Origin of the sequence: Ectopseudomonas composti, assembly GCF_900115475.1 — a bacterium.
GTDB classification, from domain to species: domain Bacteria; phylum Pseudomonadota; class Gammaproteobacteria; order Pseudomonadales; family Pseudomonadaceae; genus Aquipseudomonas; species Aquipseudomonas composti.
In genome coordinates this window covers 188,545-209,776 of the sequence record NZ_FOWP01000008.1, presented here as the reverse complement: position 1 = coordinate 209,776, position 21,232 = coordinate 188,545, and the positions used below count along the sequence as shown (strand labels likewise).

The window sequence follows — 21,232 nt, the reverse complement described above, 5'->3', positions numbered from 1 at the left end:
TCTCCTCGTTCAGACCGCGACGCGGTGGCCGGCCAGGCCAGCGGCGCTGATGCGGTAGATGCCGATCTCGCCCAGCAGGTTGGGCCAGATGCGGCTTGCCAGGCCGTGGTGGTGTTCGTGATCGACCGCCAGGCGTTCTTCCACGCGGGCACCTTGGGCGTGACAGAGGCGCTCGAAGTCCTCGAAGGTGCAGAAGTGGATGTTCGGCGTGTTGTACCAGGTATAGGGCAGGAAGTCCGACACCGGCATGCGACCTTTTGTCGTCAGGTACCAGCGGCAGCGCCAGTGGCCGAAGTTGGGGAAGGTGATGATGCAGGTCTTGCCGACCCGCAGCATTTCGGCCAAGACTTTGTCCGGGTAATGCAGCGCTTGCAGCGACTGGGTCATGACCACCACATCGAAGCTGTTGCTGGCGAAGTTGCCCAGGCCCAGGTCGAGGTTCTGCTCGATGACGTTGACGCCGCGCTCGATGCACAGGGCGATCTTGTCCGGGTCGATTTCCAGGCCGTAGCCGGCCACCTGCTTGTTGTCGCGCAGCCAGGCGAGCAGCTCGCCGTCGCCGCAGCCCAGGTCGAGCACGCGGCTGCCCGGGGCGATCCATTCCTGGATGATGTCCAGATCCGCACGCATGCTCATACCTCGATTCGCTTCATGTAGCTGCCGAATGCCTGCAGGTAACGCGGGATCGGCATGAGGAAGGCGTCATGGCCCTGCGGTGCGTCGATCTCCAGGTAACAGACGTTCTTCTTCGCCGCCAGCAGGGCATCGACGATCTCCCGCGAGCGGGCCGGGGAGAAACGCCAGTCGGTGGTGAAGGACATCAGGCAGAAGTCCGCCTTGGCCACGGCCAGGGTCTGCGCCAGGTCGCCATCATTCGCGGCGGCCGGGTCGAAGTAGTCCAGCGCTTTGGTCATCAGCAGGTAGGTGTTGGCGTCGAAGCGGCCGGAGAACTCCTCGCCCTGGTAGCGCAGGTAGCTTTCCACCTGGAACTCGACGCTGTGAAAGTCGTAGTTGAGCTTTTCGCTCTTAAGGCCACGGCCGAATTTCTCGCCCATGGCGTCATCGGACAGGTAGGTGATGTGGCCAACCATGCGTGCCAGCATCAGGCCGCGCTTGGGGATCACGCCCTGTTCCTGGAAATGACCGCCGTGGAATTCCGGGTCGGTGAGAATCGCCTGGCGCGCCACTTCGTTGAAGGCGATGTTCTGTGCCGACAGTTTGGGCGCCGAGGCAATGGCCAGGCAGTGGCGTACGCGCTCGGGATAGCTGATGGTCCACTGTATGGCCTGCATGCCGCCCAGGCTGCCGCCGATCACCGCTGCCCACTGCTGGATGCCGAGCACATCGGCCAGGCGCGCCTGGCTGTGCACCCAGTCTTCAACCGTCATCACCGGGAAATCGGCGCCGTAGGGCTTGCCAGTGGCCGGGTTGGTGCTGCTCGGGCCGGTGGAACCGTTGCAACCGCCGAGGTTATTGAGGCTGACGACGAAGAACTTGTTGGTATCGATCGGCTTGCCGGGGCCGATGCAGCTGTCCCACCAGCCGGGTTTTCGATCATCCGGGCTGTGGTAGCCGGCGGCGTGATGGTGGCCGGACAGGGCATGGCAGATCAGCAGCGCATTGCTGCGTGTGGCGTTCAGTTCGCCGTAGGTTTCTACGACCAGTTCGTACTCGGCCAGGCTGCGCCCGCAGGCCAACGCCAGGGGTTCGCTGAAGCGAAATACCTGGGGGCTGACCAGGCCGACGGAATCTTCGGGAAATGCAGTGGGCATGGAGGCGCTGCTAAGGAATCGGAGGAGGGCGCCAGTCTAAAGAGCACCGACCCGAGCGGCAAGCGAGCAAGCCCGCGAGCGCTCGGTGCTTTGCTATGTGCTACAGGCTGCGCGGCCGCGCTACGAGCGGCAGACTGACCACCTTGCCCTGACGCTGCACCGGTGCCGGACGACGCAGCACCCGCAGCATGTCGCTGGCCTGGGCCAGTTGCTGCTCCAGCTCTTCCTGGTAGCGTGCCAGTTGCACGCTGCGCTTGCGGGTCTGCTGGGTTTCCTGGGCCAGGGCCTTGAGGCGCAGCATATGGGTTTCCAGCATCTGCTTGTGCTCCAGGGTGTGCTGCATCAACGGCATCAGGGCATCGGCCGCCCATTGCTCGGCATCCACACGCAGGCGTTGGTGCAGGCCGATCACTTCCTGGGCCAGGGTGGCGAAGAAGCGTCGGGTCAGGCTGCGCTGCTCGGTGAGCAGGGTCTTGACGTGCAGGCGGAACTGATCGCCCTTGGCCTGCAGCTTTTTCAGGTCACGTAGGTAGCGCTGGATCTTGAATTGCGGGGCGTCGACGCCACCCAGCGGATTGTCTTCGTTGTGTCGGCGATAGATGGCGGCGACCATCTTGTTGGCCATGTCGGCTTCGTGCTGCAGGTTGTGCAGGTCCTGCTCCACGGCGCGGAAGAAGTGCAGGATGGCCTGGTTGATGCCCAGGGTGGTCCAGCTGCCGGTGAGGTTGCGTCGAACTTCGCTCAGGTGCTGCTCCAGGCGCTCGGCGCGGGCGGCATGGCGCAGCAACTGGCCCTGACGCTGCAGCAGACGCTGGTTGGTCTTCAGGCCGAGCAGGCGCTTGTGGTGCTGGTTGTGGTCTTCCTTGGTCTTGGCGGTCAGCTCGAACAGCAGCTGGCCGTTGTCCTGCTGATGGTTGCCGAGCAGGGCCAGCTGTTCGCTGACTTTCTCCAGGCGCAGGTTGAGCACGTGTTGGCTGTTGTTCAGCAGCGCCAGCACCTGACGCACCACATGGTCTTCGATCAGGCGTTCCTTCTGCGCGACGATACGCTCGCACAGCAGGTTCTCCAGATTGGCCATCTGACTGCGCGTCAGCAGCGCCTCGTCCTTGCGCACCTTGGCCAGCAGTGCCTGCTTGGCCGACAGTGGCAATACGTCCTGCTTGGCAATGCCCAGCTGTTTGGCGGTGGCGCTCTGGATCTGGCTGATGGCGTTCTGCACGAAGGTCTCGCCGGCGAGGTCGTCCCATAGCACGTCGATCTTGTTCAGCACGGCGAACAGGCTGGTTTGCGCATCCTCGTCGAGCTGGCGAATGTGCTGCTGCCAGATGTGCATGTCACTGGCGGTGACGCCGGTATCGGCAGACAGCAGGAAGATGATGGCCTGGGCGCTGGGCAGCATCGACAGGGTCAGTTCGGGCTCGCTGCCCAGGGCGTTGAGGCCGGGCGTGTCGAGAATGCGCAGGCCCTGGCGCAGCAGCGGGTGATTGAAGTTGACCATCGCGTGGCGCCAGGCCGGTACCAGCACCTGGCCGCGCTTGCCGGTACCTTCGAGCATGTCCGGGTGAAAACCGAGCTGAATCGCCTGCTCCACAAGCATCGGCTTGGTCTTGGCCACCTGGCTGAAGGCCAGCGCCATGTTGGCTGGGTCGCTGGTATCCAGCGGGATATTCACCCAATGCCGAGGAATGCGTTTGAACTGCGCGACGCTGGCCGAGGCGGTGCGGGTCTCGATGGGCAGCAGGCGAATGTAGGGGCGTTCCGAGCGCGGGTCGAAGAACAGCTCAGTGGGGCACATGGTGGTGCGCCCGGCATGCGAAGGCAGCATGCGCTGGCCGTACTCGGAGAAGAACAGGCTGTTGATCAGTTCGGTCTTGCCGCGCGAGAACTCGCCGACGAAGGCCAGGGTGATGTGATCGGTACGCAGGATCTTCAGCGCGCGTTCGAGCCTGGCCTGCACCGCCTCGGAGTTGAGGCGATTGTGTTCCAGCCAGCTGCGATAACGCGTGATCTCGCGCATCAGTTCGCGTTTCCAGGCGACGTAGGCGTCAACCTGCTGGCTGAGACGTTCCATGCTCATCCTGGCTCTCCTCTCTGCAAGATCATCCACTTGCGGGGCTGCGTGACGGTTCGATTGGCTTGGCCGCCAGGACGCACGGCATTCGCGAGAATAGCCTGCATTATGCGAGCTACAAGGCAGGCGTCAATTGGCCACTTCTACCATCCCGCCTTATGGTCGGCTCGGGCGGCTGAGTGGTCGTTAGGCGCGCTGCAGGCCGGGAATCGGCGGCAGGCTGCGTGGGGCGCGGATGCGCAGGCGCTTATGCCGATTGAGTTCGCCGCTTTCCAGGCTCACCTGGCTCTTGGCAACACCGAAAGCCTTGGCCAGAAAGGCCAGCAGGTGGGCGTTGGCCTTGCCGTCGACCGGCGGGGCGGTGAGGCGGATCTTCAGCCGCTCACCCTGCAGTCCGGCGAACTCGTCCTTGCTCGCCTTGGGCTGCAAGTGGCAGTCGAGGATCAGGTCCTCGCCATCCCAGCGGTAGAAACTCACCCTCAGAGGAAGGGGCTGAGCATCGGTGGCAAACCGGTGGAGGCCGCCAGGCCGCCAATCACGAAGCGGTCGATCAGGTTGATGGTGATGAAGGCGAAGATCGGCGAGATATCCAGGCCGCCAAGGTTCGGCAGCAGCTTGCGAAACGGTGCCAGCAGCGGTTCGCAGATCTGGTTCACCAACTGGGCGCCCGGGTTGTAGCTGCCCGGGGCGACCCAGGAGAGGATCACGCTGATGATCAGGGCGAAGAAGAACACCTTGAGAAACAGCGAGGTCACGCCAATCATCGACCACACCAGCAACTGCAGGATGAAGCCGCCGACGTTGTAGCCCATCAGGGTCAGGGTGACGATCATCAGCAGCAGTTGCACCACAATGGCCAAGACCAGCGAGGCCAGATCCAGGCCGGCGAAACCGGGGATGATCCGGCGTAGCGGCGTCACCAGCGGTTGCGTGGCCTTGACGATGAACTGGCTCAGCGGGTTGTAGAAGTCGGCCCGCACCAGTTGCAGGATGAACCGCAGCAGCACGATCAGCAGATACAGGCTACCGAGGGTCTGAATGATGTAGATCAGGGCTTCGATGAATCCGGACATGTGTGCTTCCTTATTGACCCAGTTGTTCGGCTAGTTCGGCCGAGCGATTGGCGGCGGCATTCAGTGCTTGTTGTACCAGCGCTTCGAAGCCGCCAGCCTGGAACGTTTTGATCGCCGCTTCGGTGGTTCCGTTCGGCGAGGTAACACGGCGACGCAGTTCGGCCGCGTCGACATCGCTTTCACTGGCCATGCGTGCGGCGCCCAGCGCGGTCTGAATGCTCAGACGCGCAGCGGTTTCGCGTGGCAGGCCGAGTTTCTCGCCAGCCTCGGTCATCGCTTCGATCAGCAGAAAGAAATAGGCCGGGCCACTGCCGGAGACGGCGGTGACGGCGTCGAGCTGGGCTTCTTCGTCCAGCCACAGGGCCAGGCCGACGGCGCTGAGCACCTGCTCGGCCTGATCTTTCTGCGTGGCGCTGACGCGCGGGTTGGCGAACAGCCCGGATACGCCCTGGCGCAGCAACGCTGGGGTGTTGGGCATGCAGCGCACCACAGGACGCTGGCCCAGCCAGTTTTCCAGGCTGGCGCAGCTGATGCCGGCGGCGATGGAGATGATCACCTGGTTGGGCGCCAGGTGCGCGGCCAGATCCAGGCATACCGCCTTCATGATCTGCGGCTTGACCGCCAGCACGATCAGGTCGGCGCCTTTGATCGCTTCGGCGTTATCCGCGAAGGTGACGATGCCGTGCTCCTGCTGCAGGCGTGCACGTTGTTCGCTACCGGGCTCGCTGGCTCGGATGGCGCCAGCGGGTACGCCCTGCGCACGCAGGCCGCCAATCAGGCTGGCAGCCATGTTGCCGGCGCCGACGAAGGCGATGATCGGGTTGCTCATTGCAGAAATTCCTTCATTCAGTGAGTGGGCTGGCCGTAATCGCGGGCGCCGAACAGGGCGGTGCCGATGCGTACCCAGGTGGCGCCTTCGGCGATGGCGGCTTCCAGGTCGTGGCTCATGCCCATGGACAGGGTATCGAGGTTCAGCGCCAGCTCATCGCGCAGTTGGCGCACGCGGGCGAAGGCTGCGTGTTGTTCCGTCACATTGTCGGTGGGTTCCGGGATCGCCATCAGCCCGCGCAGACGCAGGTTGGGCAGCGCGGCGACGGCCTTGGCCAGCTCAGGCAGCTCGTCGGGGCTGCAACCGGATTTGCTGTCCTCAGCGCTGACGTTGACCTGCAGGCAGATGTTCAGCGGCGGCAGGTGCGCTGGGCGCTGGTCGGACAGGCGTTGGGCGATTTTCAGGCGATCCACCGAATGTACCCAGTCGAAATGCTCGGCGATGGGCCGGGTCTTGTTCGATTGAATGGGGCCTATGAAGTGCCAGATCAAGGGCAGGTCGCTCAGTTCTGCCTGTTTTTCCAGGGCTTCCTGCAGATAGTTTTCGCCGAAATCGCACAGGCCTGCGGCATGGGCTTCGCGAATGGCGCCTGCCGGTTTGGTCTTGCTCACCGCGAGCAGACCGATATCCGCCAAATTACGCTGCGAGGCTTGCGCCGCCTCACGGATGCGCACTCCGACCTTTGCAATATTCTCTGCTATCGTGGACATTACCTGCGCTCTACAAAGCCCGACCTTTAGAGAGGGCGTCTACAAATTGCTGCGCTCGGCCATGCTGCGTTGAAGTCACCCTGAAAATGCTCATGTACAGCTCGTACACTGCGCTTTTTTGTCTGACTTCGTCTTGCCTGACCTTCGTTCGCCGCTTTGTAAACAGCCTCCAGGGGATCGCGGCATTCTACCTGCTTGCTTGTAATTGGGGAGTCCCATGGATATCACTGAGCTGCTCGCCTTCAGCGCCAAGCAAGGCGCGTCGGATTTGCACCTCTCGGCTGGCTTGCCGCCGATGATCCGCGTTGACGGCGATGTACGCCGCATCAACCTGCCGCCGCTGGATCACAAGCAGGTCCATGCGCTGATCTACGACATCATGAACGACAAGCAGCGCAAGGATTTCGAAGAGTTCCTCGAGACCGACTTCTCCTTCGAAGTACCGGGTGTGGCGCGCTTCCGGGTCAACGCCTTCAATCAGAACCGTGGCGCCGGTGCGGTGTTCCGTACCATTCCGTCGAAGGTACTGACCATGGAAGACCTGGGTATGGGCGAGGTGTTCCGCAAGATCACCGACGTACCGCGCGGCCTGGTACTGGTCACCGGCCCCACCGGTTCGGGCAAGTCGACCACCCTGGCGGCGATGCTCGACTACCTCAACAGCAACAAGTACCACCATATCCTGACCATCGAAGACCCCATCGAATTCGTCCACGAATCGAAGAAGTGCCTGGTCAACCAGCGTGAGGTGCACCGCGACACCCACGGCTTCTCCGAAGCGCTGCGTTCGGCTCTGCGTGAAGACCCGGACATCATTCTGGTGGGTGAGATGCGCGACCTGGAAACCATCCGCCTAGCGCTGACCGCCGCGGAAACCGGTCACCTGGTGTTCGGCACCCTGCACACCACCTCCGCGGCCAAGACCATCGACCGGGTGGTCGACGTGTTCCCGGCCGAAGAGAAGTCCATGGTGCGTTCGATGCTTTCCGAATCGCTGCAGGCGGTAATCTCGCAGACCCTGCTGAAGAAGATCGGTGGCGGCCGCGTGGCGGCGCACGAAATCATGATCGGTACGCCGGCCATCCGTAACCTGATCCGCGAGGACAAGGTGGCGCAGATGTATTCGGCGATCCAGACCGGTGGCGCTTTGGGTATGCAGACTCTGGATGCCTGCCTGAAGACGCTGATATCCAAGGGGCTGGTCAGCCGCGACAGCGCGCGCGAAAAGGCCAAGAGCCCCGAGAGCCTCTAGGAACTGGTGTAGGAGCGAGCATCGCGAGCGAAGCTTTTGGCGTCACCCTGTTCGCGAGCACAGCTCACTCCTATGATTTGGCAGACAGTTGCCGAACGGCATTGCATACAACGCGGCGAGAACGACGATGGAATTCGAAAAACTATTGCGCCTGATGGTCGAAAAAGGCGGCTCCGATCTGTTCATCACCGCTGGCGTACCGCCGTCGATGAAGGTCAATGGCAAGATCATGCCGGTGACCAAGAACGCCATGTCGCCGGAAATGACCCGCGAGACCGTGCTGGGCGTGATGAACGAGGCGCAACGCCGCGACTTCGCCGAGAACCACGAGTGCAACTTCGCCATCAGCGCCCGTGGCATCGGCCGTTTCCGCGTCAGTGCCTTCTACCAGCGCAACCTGGTGGGCATGGTGCTGCGCCGGATCGAGACCACCATCCCGACCATCGATGAACTCAAGCTGCCGGAAATCCTCAAGAAGCTGGCGCTGACCAAGCGCGGTCTGGTGCTGTTCGTCGGCGCTACCGGTACCGGTAAATCCACTTCGCTGGCGGCGATGATCGGCTACCGCAACAAGAACAGCAGTGGCCACATCATCTCCATCGAAGACCCGATCGAGTACATCCACCAGCACCAGAGCTGCATCGTCACCCAGCGCGAGGTGGGCATCGACACCGAGTCGTTCGAGGTGGCGCTGAAGAACACGCTGCGTCAGGCGCCGGACGTGATCCTCATCGGTGAGGTACGTACCCGCGAAACCATGGACCACGCCGTGGCCTTCGCCGAAACCGGCCACCTGTGTCTGGCCACCCTGCACGCCAACAACGCCAACCAGGCGCTGGACCGCATCATCAACTTCTTCCCCGCTGATCGGCAGAACCAGGTGTGGATGGACCTGTCGCTCAACCTCAAGGCCATCGTCGCCCAGCAACTGGTGCCGACCCCGGATGGCAAGGGCCGCCGTGCGGTGATCGAGGTGCTGATCAACACCCCGTTGGCCGCCGACCTGATCCGCAAGGGCGAGGTACATGAGCTCAAGAGCCTGATGAAGCGCTCTACCGAGCAGGGCATGCAGACCTTCGACCAGGCGCTGTACAACCTTTACACCCAGGGTGAGATCACCTACGAAGACGCGCTGCTCTATGCCGACTCGGCCAACGATCTGCGCCTGATGATCAAGCTCGGTTCGGAAACCGACGGCGATCATCTGACCAGCATGGCTCAGGGCCTGGCACTGGAAGTCAGCGAGGAAGATCCGGGGCGTCGCTTCCGCTGACGCTGCCAGACGGGGGACGCGATGCGTCCCCTTCGTTTATCTGGGCGATGCGTTTGCCCTTCCTGCCGGCCAGCACCAATGCCTGGCCATCACGCTGCGCGCCGGCACGCGCCTCGCTCATCAGTTGCGGAATCAGTGGTCCTTCCGGCAGGTGCTTCCAGAAACGCAGTGGCAGATGCTGCTGCATCACCGTGCGGTTGAGTCGTGCCGGGTTGAAGGTGCTGCCGTAGTAGGCCCGCCACAGGGCCTGGCCGTCATCCTCGGGTTGTTGCGCCCAGGCTTGCCATTGCGCCGGGCAGCGGCGCTCATGCTGCAGGCGCTGGCCATCCCAGAACACGCCATCGCGCGACGTTGCGATCAGCCAGCTGTGCTTGCCCAGGCGTTCGGCGAAGTGTCCGCTGGCCGAGGCGAGGATGTCGTGCGCAGGTTCGAACCAGGCGACGAAATCCGGCGCGCCTGCTGCCTGGCATGGCTGGAAACGCACAAAGGCATGCAGATGATGCGCTTCGCGGCGTACCGCCTTGAGCCGACGATGCAGCTCGCTGCCGTCGGGATCGCCGGCCAGCACGGCGCTGCGTTCACCCTGCACGAAGCGCCAGAGCACACGGTAGAGCAGACTCCAGCGTTCATCGCCGCGGTATTGCGCGGCGCTTTCCAGCAAATCGAGCAGTTCGAGGGATACGCGCAGGCGACCATTGGGCTCCGGTGCGCGCTCGGCGGGCTGGTCGAACAGGCCGGGCGCTGCCTCTTCATCCAGCCACTGCAACTGGTGCGGTGCCAGGCCCTGCAGCAGGGCACGGCGTGCGGCCTGGCGCCAGGTGGCGAAGGTGCCGTCGAAGCGCAGGCTGTGCATCACCACAACGCCATTTGTGCCGGGGTGTCGCGCAGCTGCTGGCGCAGTACCACGGACTCATGTTCGGCACGTGGCGGCCGGTAATCCTGGGTGACGATGAACGGCTTGGCTTTTTCCAGCACGCAGCGCAGACGGGTCAGGTCCTCGTAGCGGATGCGCCGTTCGCGTCGTAGCGCCCCCAGGCGCCGCGCGCTAAGCACGCCGATACCGGGCACACGAGCGATCAGCGACTCGTCGGCGCGGTTCAGATCCACCGGAAACTGCTCGCGATTGGCCAGGGCCCAGGCCAGCTTGGGGTCGATGTCCAGCGCCAGGTTGCCGGGGCCGGACAGCAGCTCCGTGGCGCTGAAGCCATAGCCGCGCATGAGAAAATCCGCCTGGTAAAGACGGTGCTCGCGCAGCAGCGGCGGCGCCTCGAAGGGTACGCTCTTCGGGCTCTGCGGAATCGGGCTGAACGCCGAGTAGTAGACGCGGCGCAGGCGGTAGTCGTGATACAGACTCTGGGCGTTGTGCAGGATGGTGCTGTCGTCGGTGGCATCGGCGCCGACGATCATCTGCGTGCTCTGCCCGGCCGGGGCGAAGCGCGGCGCGCGGTGTTCCTCCCTGGCCTCGCGCTCGCCGAGATGAATGTTATGCATGGCCTGGTGAATGCTGCCGACGTTCTTTTCCGGCGCCAGGCGCACCAGGCTGGTCTCGGTGGGCAGCTCGATATTGACGCTGAGGCGATCGGCATACAGGCCGGCTTCGGCGATCAGTTCCGGTGCGGCATCGGGGATGGTCTTGAGGTGAATGTAGCCGCGGAACTGGTGCTCCTGGCGCAGCAGCTTGGCGACGCGGATCAGCTGTTCCATGGTGTAGTCGGCCGAGCGGATGATGCCGGAGCTGAGGAACAGGCCGCTGATGCAGTTGCGCTTGTAGAAGTCCAGGGTCAACGTCACCACTTCCTCGGGGGTGAAGCGTGCGCGCGGCACATCGCTGGAGCGACGGTTGATGCAGTACTGGCAGTCGTACAGGCAGAAGTTGGTCAGCAGAATTTTCAGCAGCGCCACGCAGCGACCATCCGGCGTGTAGCTGTGGCAAATGCCCATGCCGTTGGTCGAGCCGATACCGTCCTTGCCCTTTGAACTGCGCTTTGGCGCGCCGCTGCTGGCGCAAGAGGCATCGTACTTGGCGGCGTCGGCGAGGATAGTGAGCTTTTCGATCAGTTGCATGGCATGCGACATCTATACTGTTTTTTTATACAGTATATGGGCGTCGTACAGCTATCAAGCCATTCGTGGTGTTGCGTCGCCTCAGGGCGCATGAAACCTTATCTCGGCACGCAGCGTCTGAAGCTGTATCTCGCACAAGGAGTTCGCCATGCAACGACAGGATACGCACAGCAAGCTGATCGGTTACCTGCTGTGGATCTTCGGTTTCCTCGGTTCGCACCGTTTTTACTACGGCAAGCCGGTAACCGGCACCATCTGGTTCTTCACTCTGGGACTGTTCTTTATCGGCTGGATCATCGACCTGTTCCTGATCCCGGCGATGGACCGTGAGGCCGATTTGCGTTTTACCGCAGGTGAAACCGATTACAACGTGGCGTGGATTCTGCTGACCTTCCTCGGCGTGTTCGGCGTGCACCGCATGTATCAGGGCAAGTGGATCACCGGGATCATCTACCTGTTCACCGGCGGCCTGTTCCTGGTCGGTGTCCTCTATGACTTCTGGACCCTCAATACGCAGATATCGATCAAGAACGCGCAGCGCGGTTGAGTTGTACGGTCTGCCCCCTCTCCCATTTATGGGAGAGGGCTGGGGAGAGGGTGGTTCAGGCGGTTCGGTGTTGCCGGATCGACCCTCTCCCCCGGCCCCTCTCCCGCAAGCGGGAGAGGGGAGGCAAGCGCCGTTGCCCGGAAGCAATCCGGGAGAAATGAAAAGGGCATCCCATGGGATGCCCTTTTTCGTAACGCTGGCGGGATCAGTCGTCGTTGTCGTCGTCATCCCCGCCGTCGACTTTCATGCCCAGTTCCTTGATCTTGCGCGTCAGGGTGTTGCGGCCCCAGCCGAGCAGTAGGGCGGCATCACGGCGGCGACCGGCGGTGTGCTTGAGGGCGGTCTCGATCATGATGCGCTCGAACGCAGGCACGGCAGTGTCGAGCAGGTTGGACTGGCCGCGGGCCAGGGCCTGGTCGGCCCACAGGCGCAGCGCCTGCTCCCAGTTGGTTACCGGCGCGGCGTCCTGCGGTTGGGTCAGCAGCTCTGGCGGCAGGTCATCGACGTGCACCTCGCGACCCGAGGCCATGACAGTGATCCAGCGGCAGGTGTTTTCCAGCTGGCGCACGTTGCCCGGCCAGGGCAGGTGCTTGAGATAGTCCTCGGTTTCGCTCTTGAGCAGCTTCGGCTCGACCGCCAGCTCCAGCGCCGCACGGGCGAGGAAGTGGTTGGCCAGGGTCGGAATATCTTCGCGGCGGTCGGCCAGGCGCGGGATATGGATGCGAATGACGTTGAGGCGATGGAACAGGTCTTCGCGGAACTTGCCGGCGGTCACCAGGGTTTCCAGATTCTGGTGGGTGGCGGCGATGATGCGCACGTCCACCTTGACCGGGGTGTGGCCGCCGACGCGGTAGAACTCGCCATCGGCCAGTACGCGCAGCAGACGGGTCTGGGTGTCGGCCGGCATGTCGCCGATCTCGTCGAGGAACAGGGTGCCGCCATCGGCCTGCTCGAAGCGACCGCGACGCTGGTTGGCGGCGCCGGTGAAGGCGCCTTTTTCATGGCCGAACAGCTCGGACTCCATCAGGTCCTTGGGGATCGCCGCCATGTTCAGGGCGATGAACGGAGCGGCCGCGCGTGGGCTGTGGCGATGCAAGGCGTGCGCCACCAGCTCCTTGCCGGTACCGGATTCGCCGTTGATCAGCACGGTGATATTGGAGTGGCTCAGGCGGCCGATGGCGCGGAACACCTCCTGCATCGCCGGCGCTTCGCCGATGATTTCCGGGGTGCGGGCCTGTGCGGCGGGCGCGGCCAGGCTTTGTTGTTCCTGCGCGTGCTGGAAGGCGCGCTTGACCAGCGATACGGCTTCGTCGACGTCGAACGGCTTGGGCAGGTACTCGAAGGCGCCGCCCTGGTAGCTGGCCACCGCGCTGTCCAGGTCCGAGTGCGCGGTCATGATGATCACCGGCAGGCGCGGGTACAGCTCGCGGATGCGTGCCAGCAGGTCGAGGCCGCTGGCACCGGGCATGCGGATGTCGGAGATGATCACATCTGGCTGTTGGCGGGTCAGGCGGGCGAGTACACCGTCGGCACTGTCGAAACTCTGGGTGGTCATGCCCTCCTGTTGCAGGGCCTTTTCCAGTACCCAGCGGATGGAACGATCGTCGTCGACAATCCAGACGGTTTCACTGCGGCTCATGGTGTGGGCGCTCCTTGTTCCAGCGGCAGGAAGATCGAGAATACGGTGTGGCCGGGATAGCTCTCGCACTCGATCAGCCCCTGGTGCTGGCTGATGATGTTCTGGGTGATGGCCAGGCCCAGGCCGGTGCCGTCGGCACGCCCGCTGACCATGGGATAGAAGATGGTTTCCTGCAGTTCCGGCGGGATGCCGGGACCGTTGTCGATGATCTCGACCTTGACCACCAGGCGATGGCGGGTGTGGCCGATGGTGAACTGGCGCAGGGTGCGGGTGCGCAGGCTGATGCGCCCGAGACCCATGTCATGCTTCTGCCCAGCGATGGCCTGCATGGCGTTGCGCACGATATTGAGCACGGCCTGGATCATCTGCTCACGGTCGATCAGCAGGTCCGGGATGCTCGGATCGTAGTCACGCACCAGAGTGATGCTGCCCTGGCTTTCCGCCTCGATCAGGTTGGCGACGCGCTCCAGCACCTCGTGCACGTTGGTCATCGCCAGCGAAGGCAGCTTGTTCGAGCCGAGCATGCGGTCGACCAGGTTACGCAGACGGTCGGCTTCTTCGATGATGACGTTGGTGTAATCCTTGAGCTCTTCGTTGGGCAGTTCGCGCGACAGCAGTTGTGCCGCGCCACGAATGCCGCCGAGCGGATTCTTGATCTCGTGAGCCAGGCCACGCACCAGCAGTTTAGTGGTCTCCTGCTTGGACAGCTGCGCCTCTTCCTTGGTGATGCGCAGCAGGCGGTCGCGCGGGTGTACCTCCAGCAGCAGCAGGGTTTCGCCCTTGCTGAACAGCGGCGTCACCGCGTAGTCCACGGTCAGCGTCTGGCCGGTGACCGAGGTCAGCACGGCTTCGCGCTTGTTGAACGGATGCGCCTGCTCCACCGCCTGGCGCAGTGACGACAGTGCCTCGGGCGATTCGGTGAACAGGTCACTGATGAACTGGCCATGGCTGCGCTGGCCGCTGACGGCCAGGAGCATTTCCGCCGCTGGGTTCATGTACTCAAGGCACAGTTGGCTGTTGAGCAGCAGGGTGGCGGTGGTCAGGTTATCGAGTAGCAGGCGGTGCAGCGCGTCATTAATGGTCATAGGCAGTGCTTTCCGGCAATGGGCGGGAAAATGCAAGAAGCAAACCAAGGCCCCGAAAAGACGCATTATTTGTGCGGTCTGCCAGGTTTTGGTGGTGCTGCGGCGCGGCTGAGTGGAGAAAAGCGACCCAAAACGGGGAGAGCTTAGGAGGTGGTGCGCCAGATTGCACCGTTAAGGTGCAATCTGTTTCAGAAGAAAGGAAGGATGCTGACTTCTTCCTTGGGCTTGTCTTTCAGCGGGCATTCGGGGCGCACACCGTACTCTTCTTTCTTGCACGGATTGACCTTGCGTTTCTGCGCCAGGGTCATGCGGTGCATGTGGAAGGGCTGCGCGGGGGTGCGTTCGACGATGAGGCCGGCAGCGTCGAGAATTTCTGCCACCAGTTGGTGCGTGCCGCGGTCGACATGCTGCAGGGAGAACACCGGGCTGCGGCTGATCTCGCCTTGAGGTTCGCCGTCGAGCAGCAGTCGGTAGCTATGGCCGGGCAGCAAGCCCGGTTCGCTGGTGAGGGTGACGATCATGTCGCCGGAACCGTTATGGATCGAGGCGTCCGGCTCCGGCACGAGAATGCGCAGCACCTGATAGTGCACGGCAGGCTTGGTGACGGCAGGCGGGGCAACGCGCACCGTGGGTGCGGGCTGATTCAGCGCCGCGCTGTTGGACGGCGCCAGCATCACCCGCTCGGCATTGCTGTTGCGTGGTTTGTCGGTGAATACGCGGTTACCTTCGGCGTCGATGTAGGTATAGACCTGAGCCGAAGCCACTTGGGTGATGAACAGCAGGCAGAGCAGCAGTGCACGCATCGTGATCAGTTCGTCGGTCTCGGGGTTGGACGCGGAGTCGGTCGTGGTGGCGTGACCGGTGGGCGAGCAGGGCTGTTGACGCTGATGCGCTGCACGGTGAAAGTTTCGCTGTTGCTCTGCTGGACGATGCGCTCACCGGCTACCACCGCCACCGCCAGGCTGTGTTCGCCGCGGTCGAGGTTGGTCAATTGTAGGCTGGGCACGTTGCTGGCCTGGCCATAGGGGTTGCCATCGAGAATCAGGCGTAGCTGGTGGCCGGGCTGCAGGCGCGGCTGAATGTTCACGCCGACGATGAAGGTGCCGTTGTTGGCGCGCATGGCTTCATCATCCGGGATGCCGGTCAGGCTCAGCACCGAGTAGGGCGCTTCGCTCTGCGCCGGGGTGTTGTCGGTCGCAGGAATGCTCGGCGTCTGCATCTCCACCGTGTTGGTCGGGGGCAGATTGACGCTTTCGGCTGCAGTGCCATCGGGTGGCTGATTGGTGAAGACCGTGTTGCCGTTGGCGTCGGTGTATTTGTAGATCTGCGCACTGGCCGGTAGGGCCAGGGCGAGCAGCAGGCAGGCGAGTAACGGGCGCATGGGCCGATCCTTCCGCGGGTGATGCGCTAAGCCTTGCACTGCTATCGGTTCCTGGCAAGCGCAGGGCGCTATGGCTGTGATGTTTGGCCACAAATCGGCGCGGATCATGGGAGCCGCTTGCGCAGGGCCTCGGGCTCTCGGTGCGCACGGCGCACCCTACCGGTGGAACATGAAAAAGCCCCGCCAGGCAGTGCCGGGCGGGGCTTTCGAAAGCGCCGCACGAGGCGGCTCAGACTGGCTTAGACGCTGTAGTACAGGTCGTATTCCAGCGGGTGTACGAAGGTGCGTACCTTGATTTCTTCTTCGGACTTCAGCTCGATGTAGGCATCGATGAAGTCGTCGGAGAACACGCCGCCCTTGGTCAGGAACGCACGGCCCTTGTCCAGCTCTTCCAGGGCTTCTTTCAGGCTGCCGCACACTTGCGGGATCAGCTTGCCTTCTTCCGGCGGCAGGTCGTACAGGTTCTTGTCGGCAGCATCGCCCGGGTGGATCTTGTTCTGGATACCGTCGATACCGGCCATCAGCAGAGCAGCGAAGGCCAGGTACGGGTTGGCAGCCGGGTCCGGGAAGCGTGCTTCAATACGGCGAGCTTTCGGGCTGGACACGTACGGAATACGGATCGAGGCGGAGCGGTTGCGAGCCGAGTAAGCCAGCATCACCGGGGCTTCGAAACCTGGGACCAGACGCTTGTAGGAGTTGGTCGACGGGTTGGTGAAGCCGTTCAGTGCTTTACCGTGCTTGATGATGCCGCCGATGAAGTACAGAGCGGTATCGGACAGGCCGGCATAGCCTTCGCCGGAGAAGGTGTTCTTGCCATCTTTGGAGATGGACATGTGCACGTGCATACCCGAACCGTTGTCACCGTACAGTGGCTTCGGCATGAAGGTCGCGGTTTTGCCGTAGGCATCGGCCACGTTGTGTACGCAGTACTTCAGGGTCTGAACTTCGTCAGCCTTGGCTACCAGGGTGTTGAACTTCACGCCGATTTCGTTCTGACCGGCAGTCGCCACTTCGTGGTGGTGAACTTCGATGACCAGGCCCATTTCTTCCATGGCATTACACATGGCAGTACGGATTTCGTGGTCGTGGTCGCACGGCGGAACCGGGAAGTAACCGCCTTTGACGGCTGGACGGTGGCCTTTGTTGCCGCCTTCCACGTCCTGGTCGGTCATCCAGGAGCCTTGTTCGGAGTAGATCTTGAACATCGAACCGGAGATGTCGGACTTGAACTTCACTTCGTCGAAGATGAAGAACTCGGGCTCCGGGCCAACGAATACGGTGTCACCGATGCCGGTGCCTTTGAGGAACTCTTCAGCGCGCTTGGCGATGGAGCGCGGGTCGCGGTCGTAGCCTTGCATGGTGCTCGGCTCGATGATGTCGCAGACCAGGATCAGGGTCGGCTCTTCGGTGAACGGGTCCAGAACAGCGGTGTCATCGACCGGCATCAGGATCATGTCGGAGGCTTCGATGCCTTTCCAGCCATGGATGGACGAGCCGTCAAACATTTTGCCGTGCTCGAAGAAATCTTCGTCCAGGGCGTCACGGGCCGGCATGGTCACGTGGTGCTGCTTGCCCTTGGTGTCGGTGAAGCGCAGGTCTACCCACTTCACGTCGTGTTCTTTGATCAGTTGAACAGCCTTAGACATGTTGTCCTCCAGGTGGAAAAGGCTCTTATCGATAAGCCTTGAAGATGCGGTGAAGCCCGGCGGGATAGTCCTCCAGGGCGACCTGCCTCACAAGGGAGCAAATTGCATGCCAGTGCCCTTTATTGGGCAGAGGCCACGAAACTCAGGTACTGCGCCGCCTGCGCGGCAATTTCGTATAGATATTTGCACCATTTAAGTGCTTAAAATTACGAGAAAGACCTGTTTTGGTGCGTTGATGGGGTGGTGCAGTATTTTTGGTCAAAGCTTGAACAATTTCCGCTATAATCCGCGCCCCTGTTTTTTCGCCGTCTCGAGCGTGCGCTCTATTCATGAAGCTCATCGTCAAAGTTTTCCCGGAAATCACCATCAAGAGCCGCCCGGTGCGCAAGCAGTTCATCCGCCAGTTGGGGAAGAACATTCGCTCCGTGCTGCGTGATCTTGACCCCGAACTGCGGGTGACGGGTGTCTGGGACAACCTTGAGGTCGAAACCGATCTGGACGATCCCAAGCTGCTCGCCGAGATGACCGAACGCCTGCGCAACACACCGGGCATCGGCCTGTTCCTCGAGGTCAATGAATACCCGCTGGGCGATCTCGACGAGATCACCGAGCACTGCAAGCGCCACTACGCCGACCAGTTGCCGGGCAAGATCTTCGCCGTGCGCTGCAAGCGCGGTGGCAAGCACGCGTTTTCCTCCATCGACGTCGAGCGTCACGTCGGTTCGCGCCTGCGTCTGGAGTGCGGTGCTGCCGGCATCGACCTGAAGAAGCCGGACGTCGAAGTGCGCATGGAGATTCGCGACCAGCGCCTGTTTGTGGTGCATAACCGCCACGAAGGCCTCGGTGGTTACCCGCTGGGCTCGCTGGAACAGACCCTGGTGCTGATGAGCGGCGGCTTCGACTCCACCGTCGCGGCCTATCAGATGATGCGCCGCGGCCTGGTCAGCCACTTCTGCTTCTTCAATCTCGGTGGCCGTGCCCATGAGTTGGGCGTGATGGAAGTGGCGCACTATATATGGCAGAAGTTCGGCCGCTCGCAGCGCGTGCTGTTCGTCAGCGTGCCGTTCGAAGAAGTGGTCGGCGAGATTCTCGGCAAGGTCGACAACAGCCAGATGGGCGTGATCCTCAAGCGCATGATGCTGCGCGCGGCCACCCGGGTCGCTGAAAAGCTTCAGATCGAGGCACTGGTCACCGGCGAGGCGATCAGCCAGGTCTCCAGCCAGACCCTGACCAATCTTGCTGTGATCGATTCGGCCACCGACATGCTGGTGATGCGCCCGCTGATCGCCAGCCACAAGCAGGACATCATCGACACCGCCACGCAGATCGGCACCGCCGAGTTCGCCAAGAACATGCCCGAGTATTGCGGCGTGATCTCGGTCAACCCGACCACCAAGGCCCGTGGTTATCGCGTGGAGAAAGAGGAGGCCCGCTTCGACATGGCCATCCTCGAGCGCGCCCTTGAGCGCGCCACTCAGTTGCCCATCGACCGCGTCATCGACGAGTTAGGCAAGGACGTGCAGATCGAGGAAGTGCGTGAAGCGCTGGCTGGGCAGATCGTCATCGACATCCGCCATCCCGACGCCGCCGAAGACGAGCCGCTGGACGTGCCTGGTATCGAGGTGCAAGCGCTGCCGTTCTATGCACTGAACAACAAATTCAAGGAACTGGATGAGAGCCGCCAGTACCTGCTGTATTGCGACAAGGGCGTCATGAGCCGCCTGCACGCCCACCATCTGCTGAGCGAGGGACATGCCAATGTGCGCGTTTATCGTCCGGCATAGAACGCCGGGGCTTAATGGCGGAAGTATCCGCCATCGCCCTCCCGACCGTTCAGCTCGCTGATCCCCTTTTCTTCATATTCGTCGTCCACGCTGGGCGACACACCGCATCCTCTGATCGAGATACACACAGTGATCGAAAATCTACGCAACATCGCCATCATCGCCCACGTCGACCATGGCAAGACCACCCTCGTCGACGCCCTGCTGCGTCAGTCCGGCACCCTCGAGCGTAACGAGCTCAACGACGAGCGCGTGATGGACAGCAACGACCAGGAAAAAGAGCGCGGCATTACCATTCTGGCCAAGAACACCGCCATCAAGTGGAACGACTACCGCATCAACATCGTCGACACCCCCGGCCACGCCGACTTCGGCGGTGAAGTAGAGCGTGTGATGTCCATGGTCGACTCCGTACTGCTGGTCGTTGACGCCCAGGACGGCCCGATGCCGCAAACCCGCTTCGTGACCAAGAAGGCCTTCGAAGCCGGCCTGCGTCCGATTGTCGTGATCAACAAGATCGACCGCCCGGGCGCGCGTCCTGATTGGGTCATGGATCAGATCTTCGATCTGTTCGACAACCTCGGTGCTACCGACGAGCAACTCGACTTCCAAGTCGTTTACGCCAGCGCCCTGAACGGCATCGCCGGTCTCGACCACAGCGACATGGCCGAAGACCTGACCCCGCTGTACCAGGCCATCGTTGACCACGTACCGGCACCGCAAGTCGACCTCGACGGCCCGTTCCAGATGCAAATTTCCGCGCTGGACTACAACAGCTTCCTCGGCATCATCGGCGTTGGCCGTATCGCTCGTGGCAAGGTCAAGCCGAACACCCCAGTGACTGCCATCGACGTCGACGGCAAGAAGCGTAACGGCCGTATCCTCAAGCTGATGGGCCACCACGGCCTGCACCGCGTCGACGTTGAAGAGGCCACCGCTGGTGACATCGTCTGCGTCAGCGGTATGGATCAGCTGTTCATCTCCGACACCCTGTGCGACATCAACAACGTCGAGGCGATGAAGCCGCTGACCGTTGATGAGCCGACCGTTTCCATGACCTTCCAGGTCAACGATTCGCCGTTCTGCGGTAAAGAAGGCAAGTTCGTCACCAGCCGTAACATCAAAGAGCGTCTGGACAAAGAGCTGCTGTACAACGTGGCCCTGCGCGTTGAAGAAGGCGACAGCGCCGACAAGTTCAAGGTCTCCGGCCGTGGTGAGCTGCACCTCTCGGTACTGATCGAAACCATGCGTCGCGAAGGCTTCGAAATGGGCGTTGGCCGTCCGGAAGTGATCATCCGTGAAGTGAACGGCGTCAAGCAGGAGCCGTTCGAGAACGTCACCATCGACATCCCTGAAGAATCCCAGGGCAAGGTCATGGAAGAGATGGGCCTGCGTAAGGGCGACCTGACCAACATGTCGCCGGACGGCAAAGGCCGTGTGCGCCTGGAATACAACATCCCGGCTCGCGGTCTGATCGGTTTCCGTAACCAGTTCCTGACCCTGACCAACGGCGCTGGCATCCTGACCTCGATCTTCGACCGTTACGACACCGTCAAGCCGGGCACCATGTCTGGCCGTCAGAACGGCGTACTGGTGTCGATCGACACCGGCAAGGCCCTGACCTACTCCCTGGAAACCCTGCAGGCGCGCGGCAAGCTGTTCGTCGAGCACGGCCAGGAAATCTACAACGGTCAGATCGTCGGCCTGAACAGCCGCGATAACGACCTGGGCGTGAACCCCACCAAAGGCAAGAAGCTCGACAACATGCGTGCTTCGGGTAAAGACGAAACCATCGCCCTGGTGCCGCCGGTTCGCTTCACCCTGGAGCAGGCTCTGGAATTCATCCAGGACGATGAATTGTGCGAAGTGACGCCGAAGTCGATCCGCCTGCGCAAGAAGATCCTCGACGAAGGCGAGCGCACCCGCGCTGCCAAGAAGGCCAACAAGGCTTGATGCTTAGCGTCTAGCCTCGGCTGTAAATGAAAAGCCCCGCCAGAGCGATCTGGCGGGGCTTTTTGTTGTGGGTGCTCGCTGTAGGAGCGGCTTCAGCCGCGCTGCGGCCGACAGGCTAGCAACCCATAAGCTGCCAGCCCGATCACCAGCAGC

At 62.3% G+C, this 21,232-nt stretch carries 19 protein-coding genes; 5 read left to right on the top strand and 14 right to left on the bottom strand.

Features of this window, described 5'->3' with window-relative positions; translation table 11 throughout:
* Positions 1–9: 9 nt before the first annotated feature.
* From metW to BM059_RS16240, 7 genes are all read right to left on the bottom strand, one after another.
* Positions 10–630 carry a methionine biosynthesis protein MetW gene (gene metW, locus BM059_RS16270; protein WP_037005320.1) on the bottom strand — a complete coding sequence of 207 codons (621 nt, stop codon included), beginning with the start codon at positions 628–630 and terminating at the stop codon, positions 10–12.
* 2 nt (positions 631–632) lie between these two features.
* Positions 633–1,772, bottom strand: a complete 1,140-nt coding sequence (gene metX / locus BM059_RS16265) for a homoserine O-succinyltransferase MetX (protein WP_074940031.1) — start codon at positions 1,770–1,772, stop codon at positions 633–635.
* A 100-nt stretch (positions 1,773–1,872) separates the two neighbouring features.
* On the bottom strand, positions 1,873–3,849 hold the full coding sequence (locus BM059_RS16260; RefSeq protein ID WP_074940028.1) for a dynamin-like GTPase family protein: 1,977 nt from the start codon (positions 3,847–3,849) through the stop codon (positions 1,873–1,875).
* Positions 3,850–4,029: 180 nt separating this feature from the next.
* Entirely contained in the window at positions 4,030–4,320 is a 291-nt protein-coding gene (locus BM059_RS16255; protein WP_074940025.1) for a DUF167 domain-containing protein, read from the bottom strand.
* Between the two features lie 2 nt (positions 4,321–4,322).
* Positions 4,323–4,916 carry a YggT family protein gene (locus tag BM059_RS16250; RefSeq protein ID WP_074940024.1) on the bottom strand — a complete coding sequence of 198 codons (594 nt, stop codon included), beginning with the start codon at positions 4,914–4,916 and terminating at the stop codon, positions 4,323–4,325.
* 10 nt (positions 4,917–4,926) lie between these two features.
* Entirely contained in the window at positions 4,927–5,745 is an 819-nt protein-coding gene (gene proC, locus BM059_RS16245) for a pyrroline-5-carboxylate reductase (RefSeq protein ID WP_074940022.1), read from the bottom strand.
* 17 nt (positions 5,746–5,762) lie between these two features.
* Positions 5,763–6,455, bottom strand: a complete 693-nt coding sequence (locus BM059_RS16240; protein ID WP_074940021.1) for a YggS family pyridoxal phosphate-dependent enzyme — start codon at positions 6,453–6,455, stop codon at positions 5,763–5,765.
* A gap of 217 nt (positions 6,456–6,672) precedes the next feature.
* Between BM059_RS16240 and BM059_RS16235 the strand changes: the two genes are divergently transcribed.
* Together BM059_RS16235 and BM059_RS16230 are read left to right on the top strand one after the other, a co-directional pair.
* On the top strand, positions 6,673–7,707 hold the full coding sequence (locus tag BM059_RS16235) for a type IV pilus twitching motility protein PilT (protein WP_037005305.1): 1,035 nt from the start codon (positions 6,673–6,675) through the stop codon (positions 7,705–7,707).
* Positions 7,708–7,834: 127 nt separating this feature from the next.
* Entirely contained in the window at positions 7,835–8,980 is a 1,146-nt protein-coding gene (locus tag BM059_RS16230; protein ID WP_037005302.1) for a PilT/PilU family type 4a pilus ATPase, read from the top strand.
* Here the strand turns inward: BM059_RS16230 and BM059_RS16225 are convergent.
* Positions 8,946–9,833, bottom strand: coding sequence for a TIGR03915 family putative DNA repair protein (locus BM059_RS16225; RefSeq protein ID WP_074940018.1), 888 nt, complete (start codon positions 9,831–9,833; stop codon positions 8,946–8,948). The genes BM059_RS16230 and BM059_RS16225 overlap by 35 nt on opposite strands.
* Positions 9,833–11,044 (bottom strand): putative DNA modification/repair radical SAM protein, encoded by a 1,212-nt coding sequence (locus BM059_RS16220; RefSeq protein WP_037005297.1) that lies wholly within the window; start codon positions 11,042–11,044, stop codon positions 9,833–9,835. The genes BM059_RS16225 and BM059_RS16220 overlap by 1 nt, the downstream gene beginning before the upstream one ends.
* Before the next feature lie 148 nt (positions 11,045–11,192).
* Between BM059_RS16220 and BM059_RS16215 the strand changes: the two genes are divergently transcribed.
* A complete protein-coding gene (locus tag BM059_RS16215; protein ID WP_037005293.1) occupies positions 11,193–11,591 on the top strand; it encodes an NINE protein in 399 nt (132 codons plus the stop codon).
* Positions 11,592–11,796: 205 nt separating this feature from the next.
* Here the strand turns inward: BM059_RS16215 and ntrC are convergent, their stop codons facing one another.
* The 5 genes from ntrC to glnA all read right to left on the bottom strand — a co-directional run bounded on the left by ntrC (position 11,797) and on the right by glnA (position 17,342).
* Positions 11,797–13,230 carry a nitrogen regulation protein NR(I) gene (gene ntrC, locus BM059_RS16210; protein WP_037005290.1) on the bottom strand — a complete coding sequence of 478 codons (1,434 nt, stop codon included), beginning with the start codon at positions 13,228–13,230 and terminating at the stop codon, positions 11,797–11,799.
* Complete coding sequence (gene glnL, locus BM059_RS16205) at positions 13,227–14,315, bottom strand: nitrogen regulation protein NR(II) (protein WP_017675830.1); 1,089 nt, start codon at positions 14,313–14,315, stop codon at positions 13,227–13,229. The genes ntrC and glnL overlap by 4 nt, the downstream gene beginning before the upstream one ends.
* Before the next feature lie 188 nt (positions 14,316–14,503).
* Positions 14,504–15,118: a DUF4124 domain-containing protein gene (locus BM059_RS16200; protein ID WP_037005287.1), complete on the bottom strand. Its 615-nt coding sequence runs from the start codon at positions 15,116–15,118 to the stop codon at positions 14,504–14,506.
* Between the two features lie 5 nt (positions 15,119–15,123).
* Positions 15,124–15,696 (bottom strand): DUF4124 domain-containing protein, encoded by a 573-nt coding sequence (locus BM059_RS16195; protein WP_074940017.1) that lies wholly within the window; start codon positions 15,694–15,696, stop codon positions 15,124–15,126.
* A 239-nt stretch (positions 15,697–15,935) separates the two neighbouring features.
* Entirely contained in the window at positions 15,936–17,342 is a 1,407-nt protein-coding gene (glnA, locus tag BM059_RS16190; protein WP_037005283.1) for a glutamate--ammonia ligase, read from the bottom strand.
* A gap of 329 nt (positions 17,343–17,671) precedes the next feature.
* On the opposite strand from glnA, the gene thiI reads away from it, so the two are divergent.
* Complete coding sequence (gene thiI / locus BM059_RS16185) at positions 17,672–19,126, top strand: tRNA uracil 4-sulfurtransferase ThiI (protein ID WP_074940015.1); 1,455 nt, start codon at positions 17,672–17,674, stop codon at positions 19,124–19,126.
* A 129-nt stretch (positions 19,127–19,255) separates the two neighbouring features.
* Entirely contained in the window at positions 19,256–21,079 is a 1,824-nt protein-coding gene (gene typA / locus BM059_RS16180; RefSeq protein WP_037005279.1) for a translational GTPase TypA, read from the top strand.
* The last annotated feature ends 153 nt before the right edge of the window (positions 21,080–21,232 follow it).

Bases quoted from the DNA above. Each gene is read 5' to 3' on its own strand.
- proC (WP_074940022.1), bottom strand. From the start codon at position 5,745: ATGAGCAACCCGATCATCGCCTTCGTCGGCGCCGGCAACATGGCTGCC.
- BM059_RS16200 (WP_037005287.1), bottom strand. From the start codon at position 15,118: ATGCGTGCACTGCTGCTCTGCCTGCTGTTCATCACCCAAGTGGCTTCG.
- thiI (WP_074940015.1), top strand. From the start codon at position 17,672: ATGAAGCTCATCGTCAAAGTTTTCCCGGAAATCACCATCAAGAGCCGC.
- BM059_RS16220 (WP_037005297.1), bottom strand. From the start codon at position 11,044: ATGCAACTGATCGAAAAGCTCACTATCCTCGCCGACGCCGCCAAGTAC.
- glnA (WP_037005283.1), bottom strand. From the start codon at position 17,342: ATGTCTAAGGCTGTTCAACTGATCAAAGAACACGACGTGAAGTGGGTA.
- metW (WP_037005320.1), bottom strand. From the start codon at position 630: ATGCGTGCGGATCTGGACATCATCCAGGAATGGATCGCCCCGGGCAGC.
- BM059_RS16235 (WP_037005305.1), top strand. From the start codon at position 6,673: ATGGATATCACTGAGCTGCTCGCCTTCAGCGCCAAGCAAGGCGCGTCG.
- glnL (WP_017675830.1), bottom strand. From the start codon at position 14,315: ATGACCATTAATGACGCGCTGCACCGCCTGCTACTCGATAACCTGACC.
- metX (WP_074940031.1), bottom strand. From the start codon at position 1,772: ATGCCCACTGCATTTCCCGAAGATTCCGTCGGCCTGGTCAGCCCCCAG.
- BM059_RS16215 (WP_037005293.1), top strand. From the start codon at position 11,193: ATGCAACGACAGGATACGCACAGCAAGCTGATCGGTTACCTGCTGTGG.
- BM059_RS16225 (WP_074940018.1), bottom strand. From the start codon at position 9,833: ATGCACAGCCTGCGCTTCGACGGCACCTTCGCCACCTGGCGCCAGGCC.
- BM059_RS16230 (WP_037005302.1), top strand. From the start codon at position 7,835: ATGGAATTCGAAAAACTATTGCGCCTGATGGTCGAAAAAGGCGGCTCC.
- BM059_RS16250 (WP_074940024.1), bottom strand. From the start codon at position 4,916: ATGTCCGGATTCATCGAAGCCCTGATCTACATCATTCAGACCCTCGGT.
- BM059_RS16240 (WP_074940021.1), bottom strand. From the start codon at position 6,455: ATGTCCACGATAGCAGAGAATATTGCAAAGGTCGGAGTGCGCATCCGT.
- BM059_RS16195 (WP_074940017.1), bottom strand. From the start codon at position 15,696: ATGCGCCCGTTACTCGCCTGCCTGCTGCTCGCCCTGGCCCTACCGGCC.
- BM059_RS16260 (WP_074940028.1), bottom strand. From the start codon at position 3,849: ATGAGCATGGAACGTCTCAGCCAGCAGGTTGACGCCTACGTCGCCTGG.
- ntrC (WP_037005290.1), bottom strand. From the start codon at position 13,230: ATGAGCCGCAGTGAAACCGTCTGGATTGTCGACGACGATCGTTCCATC.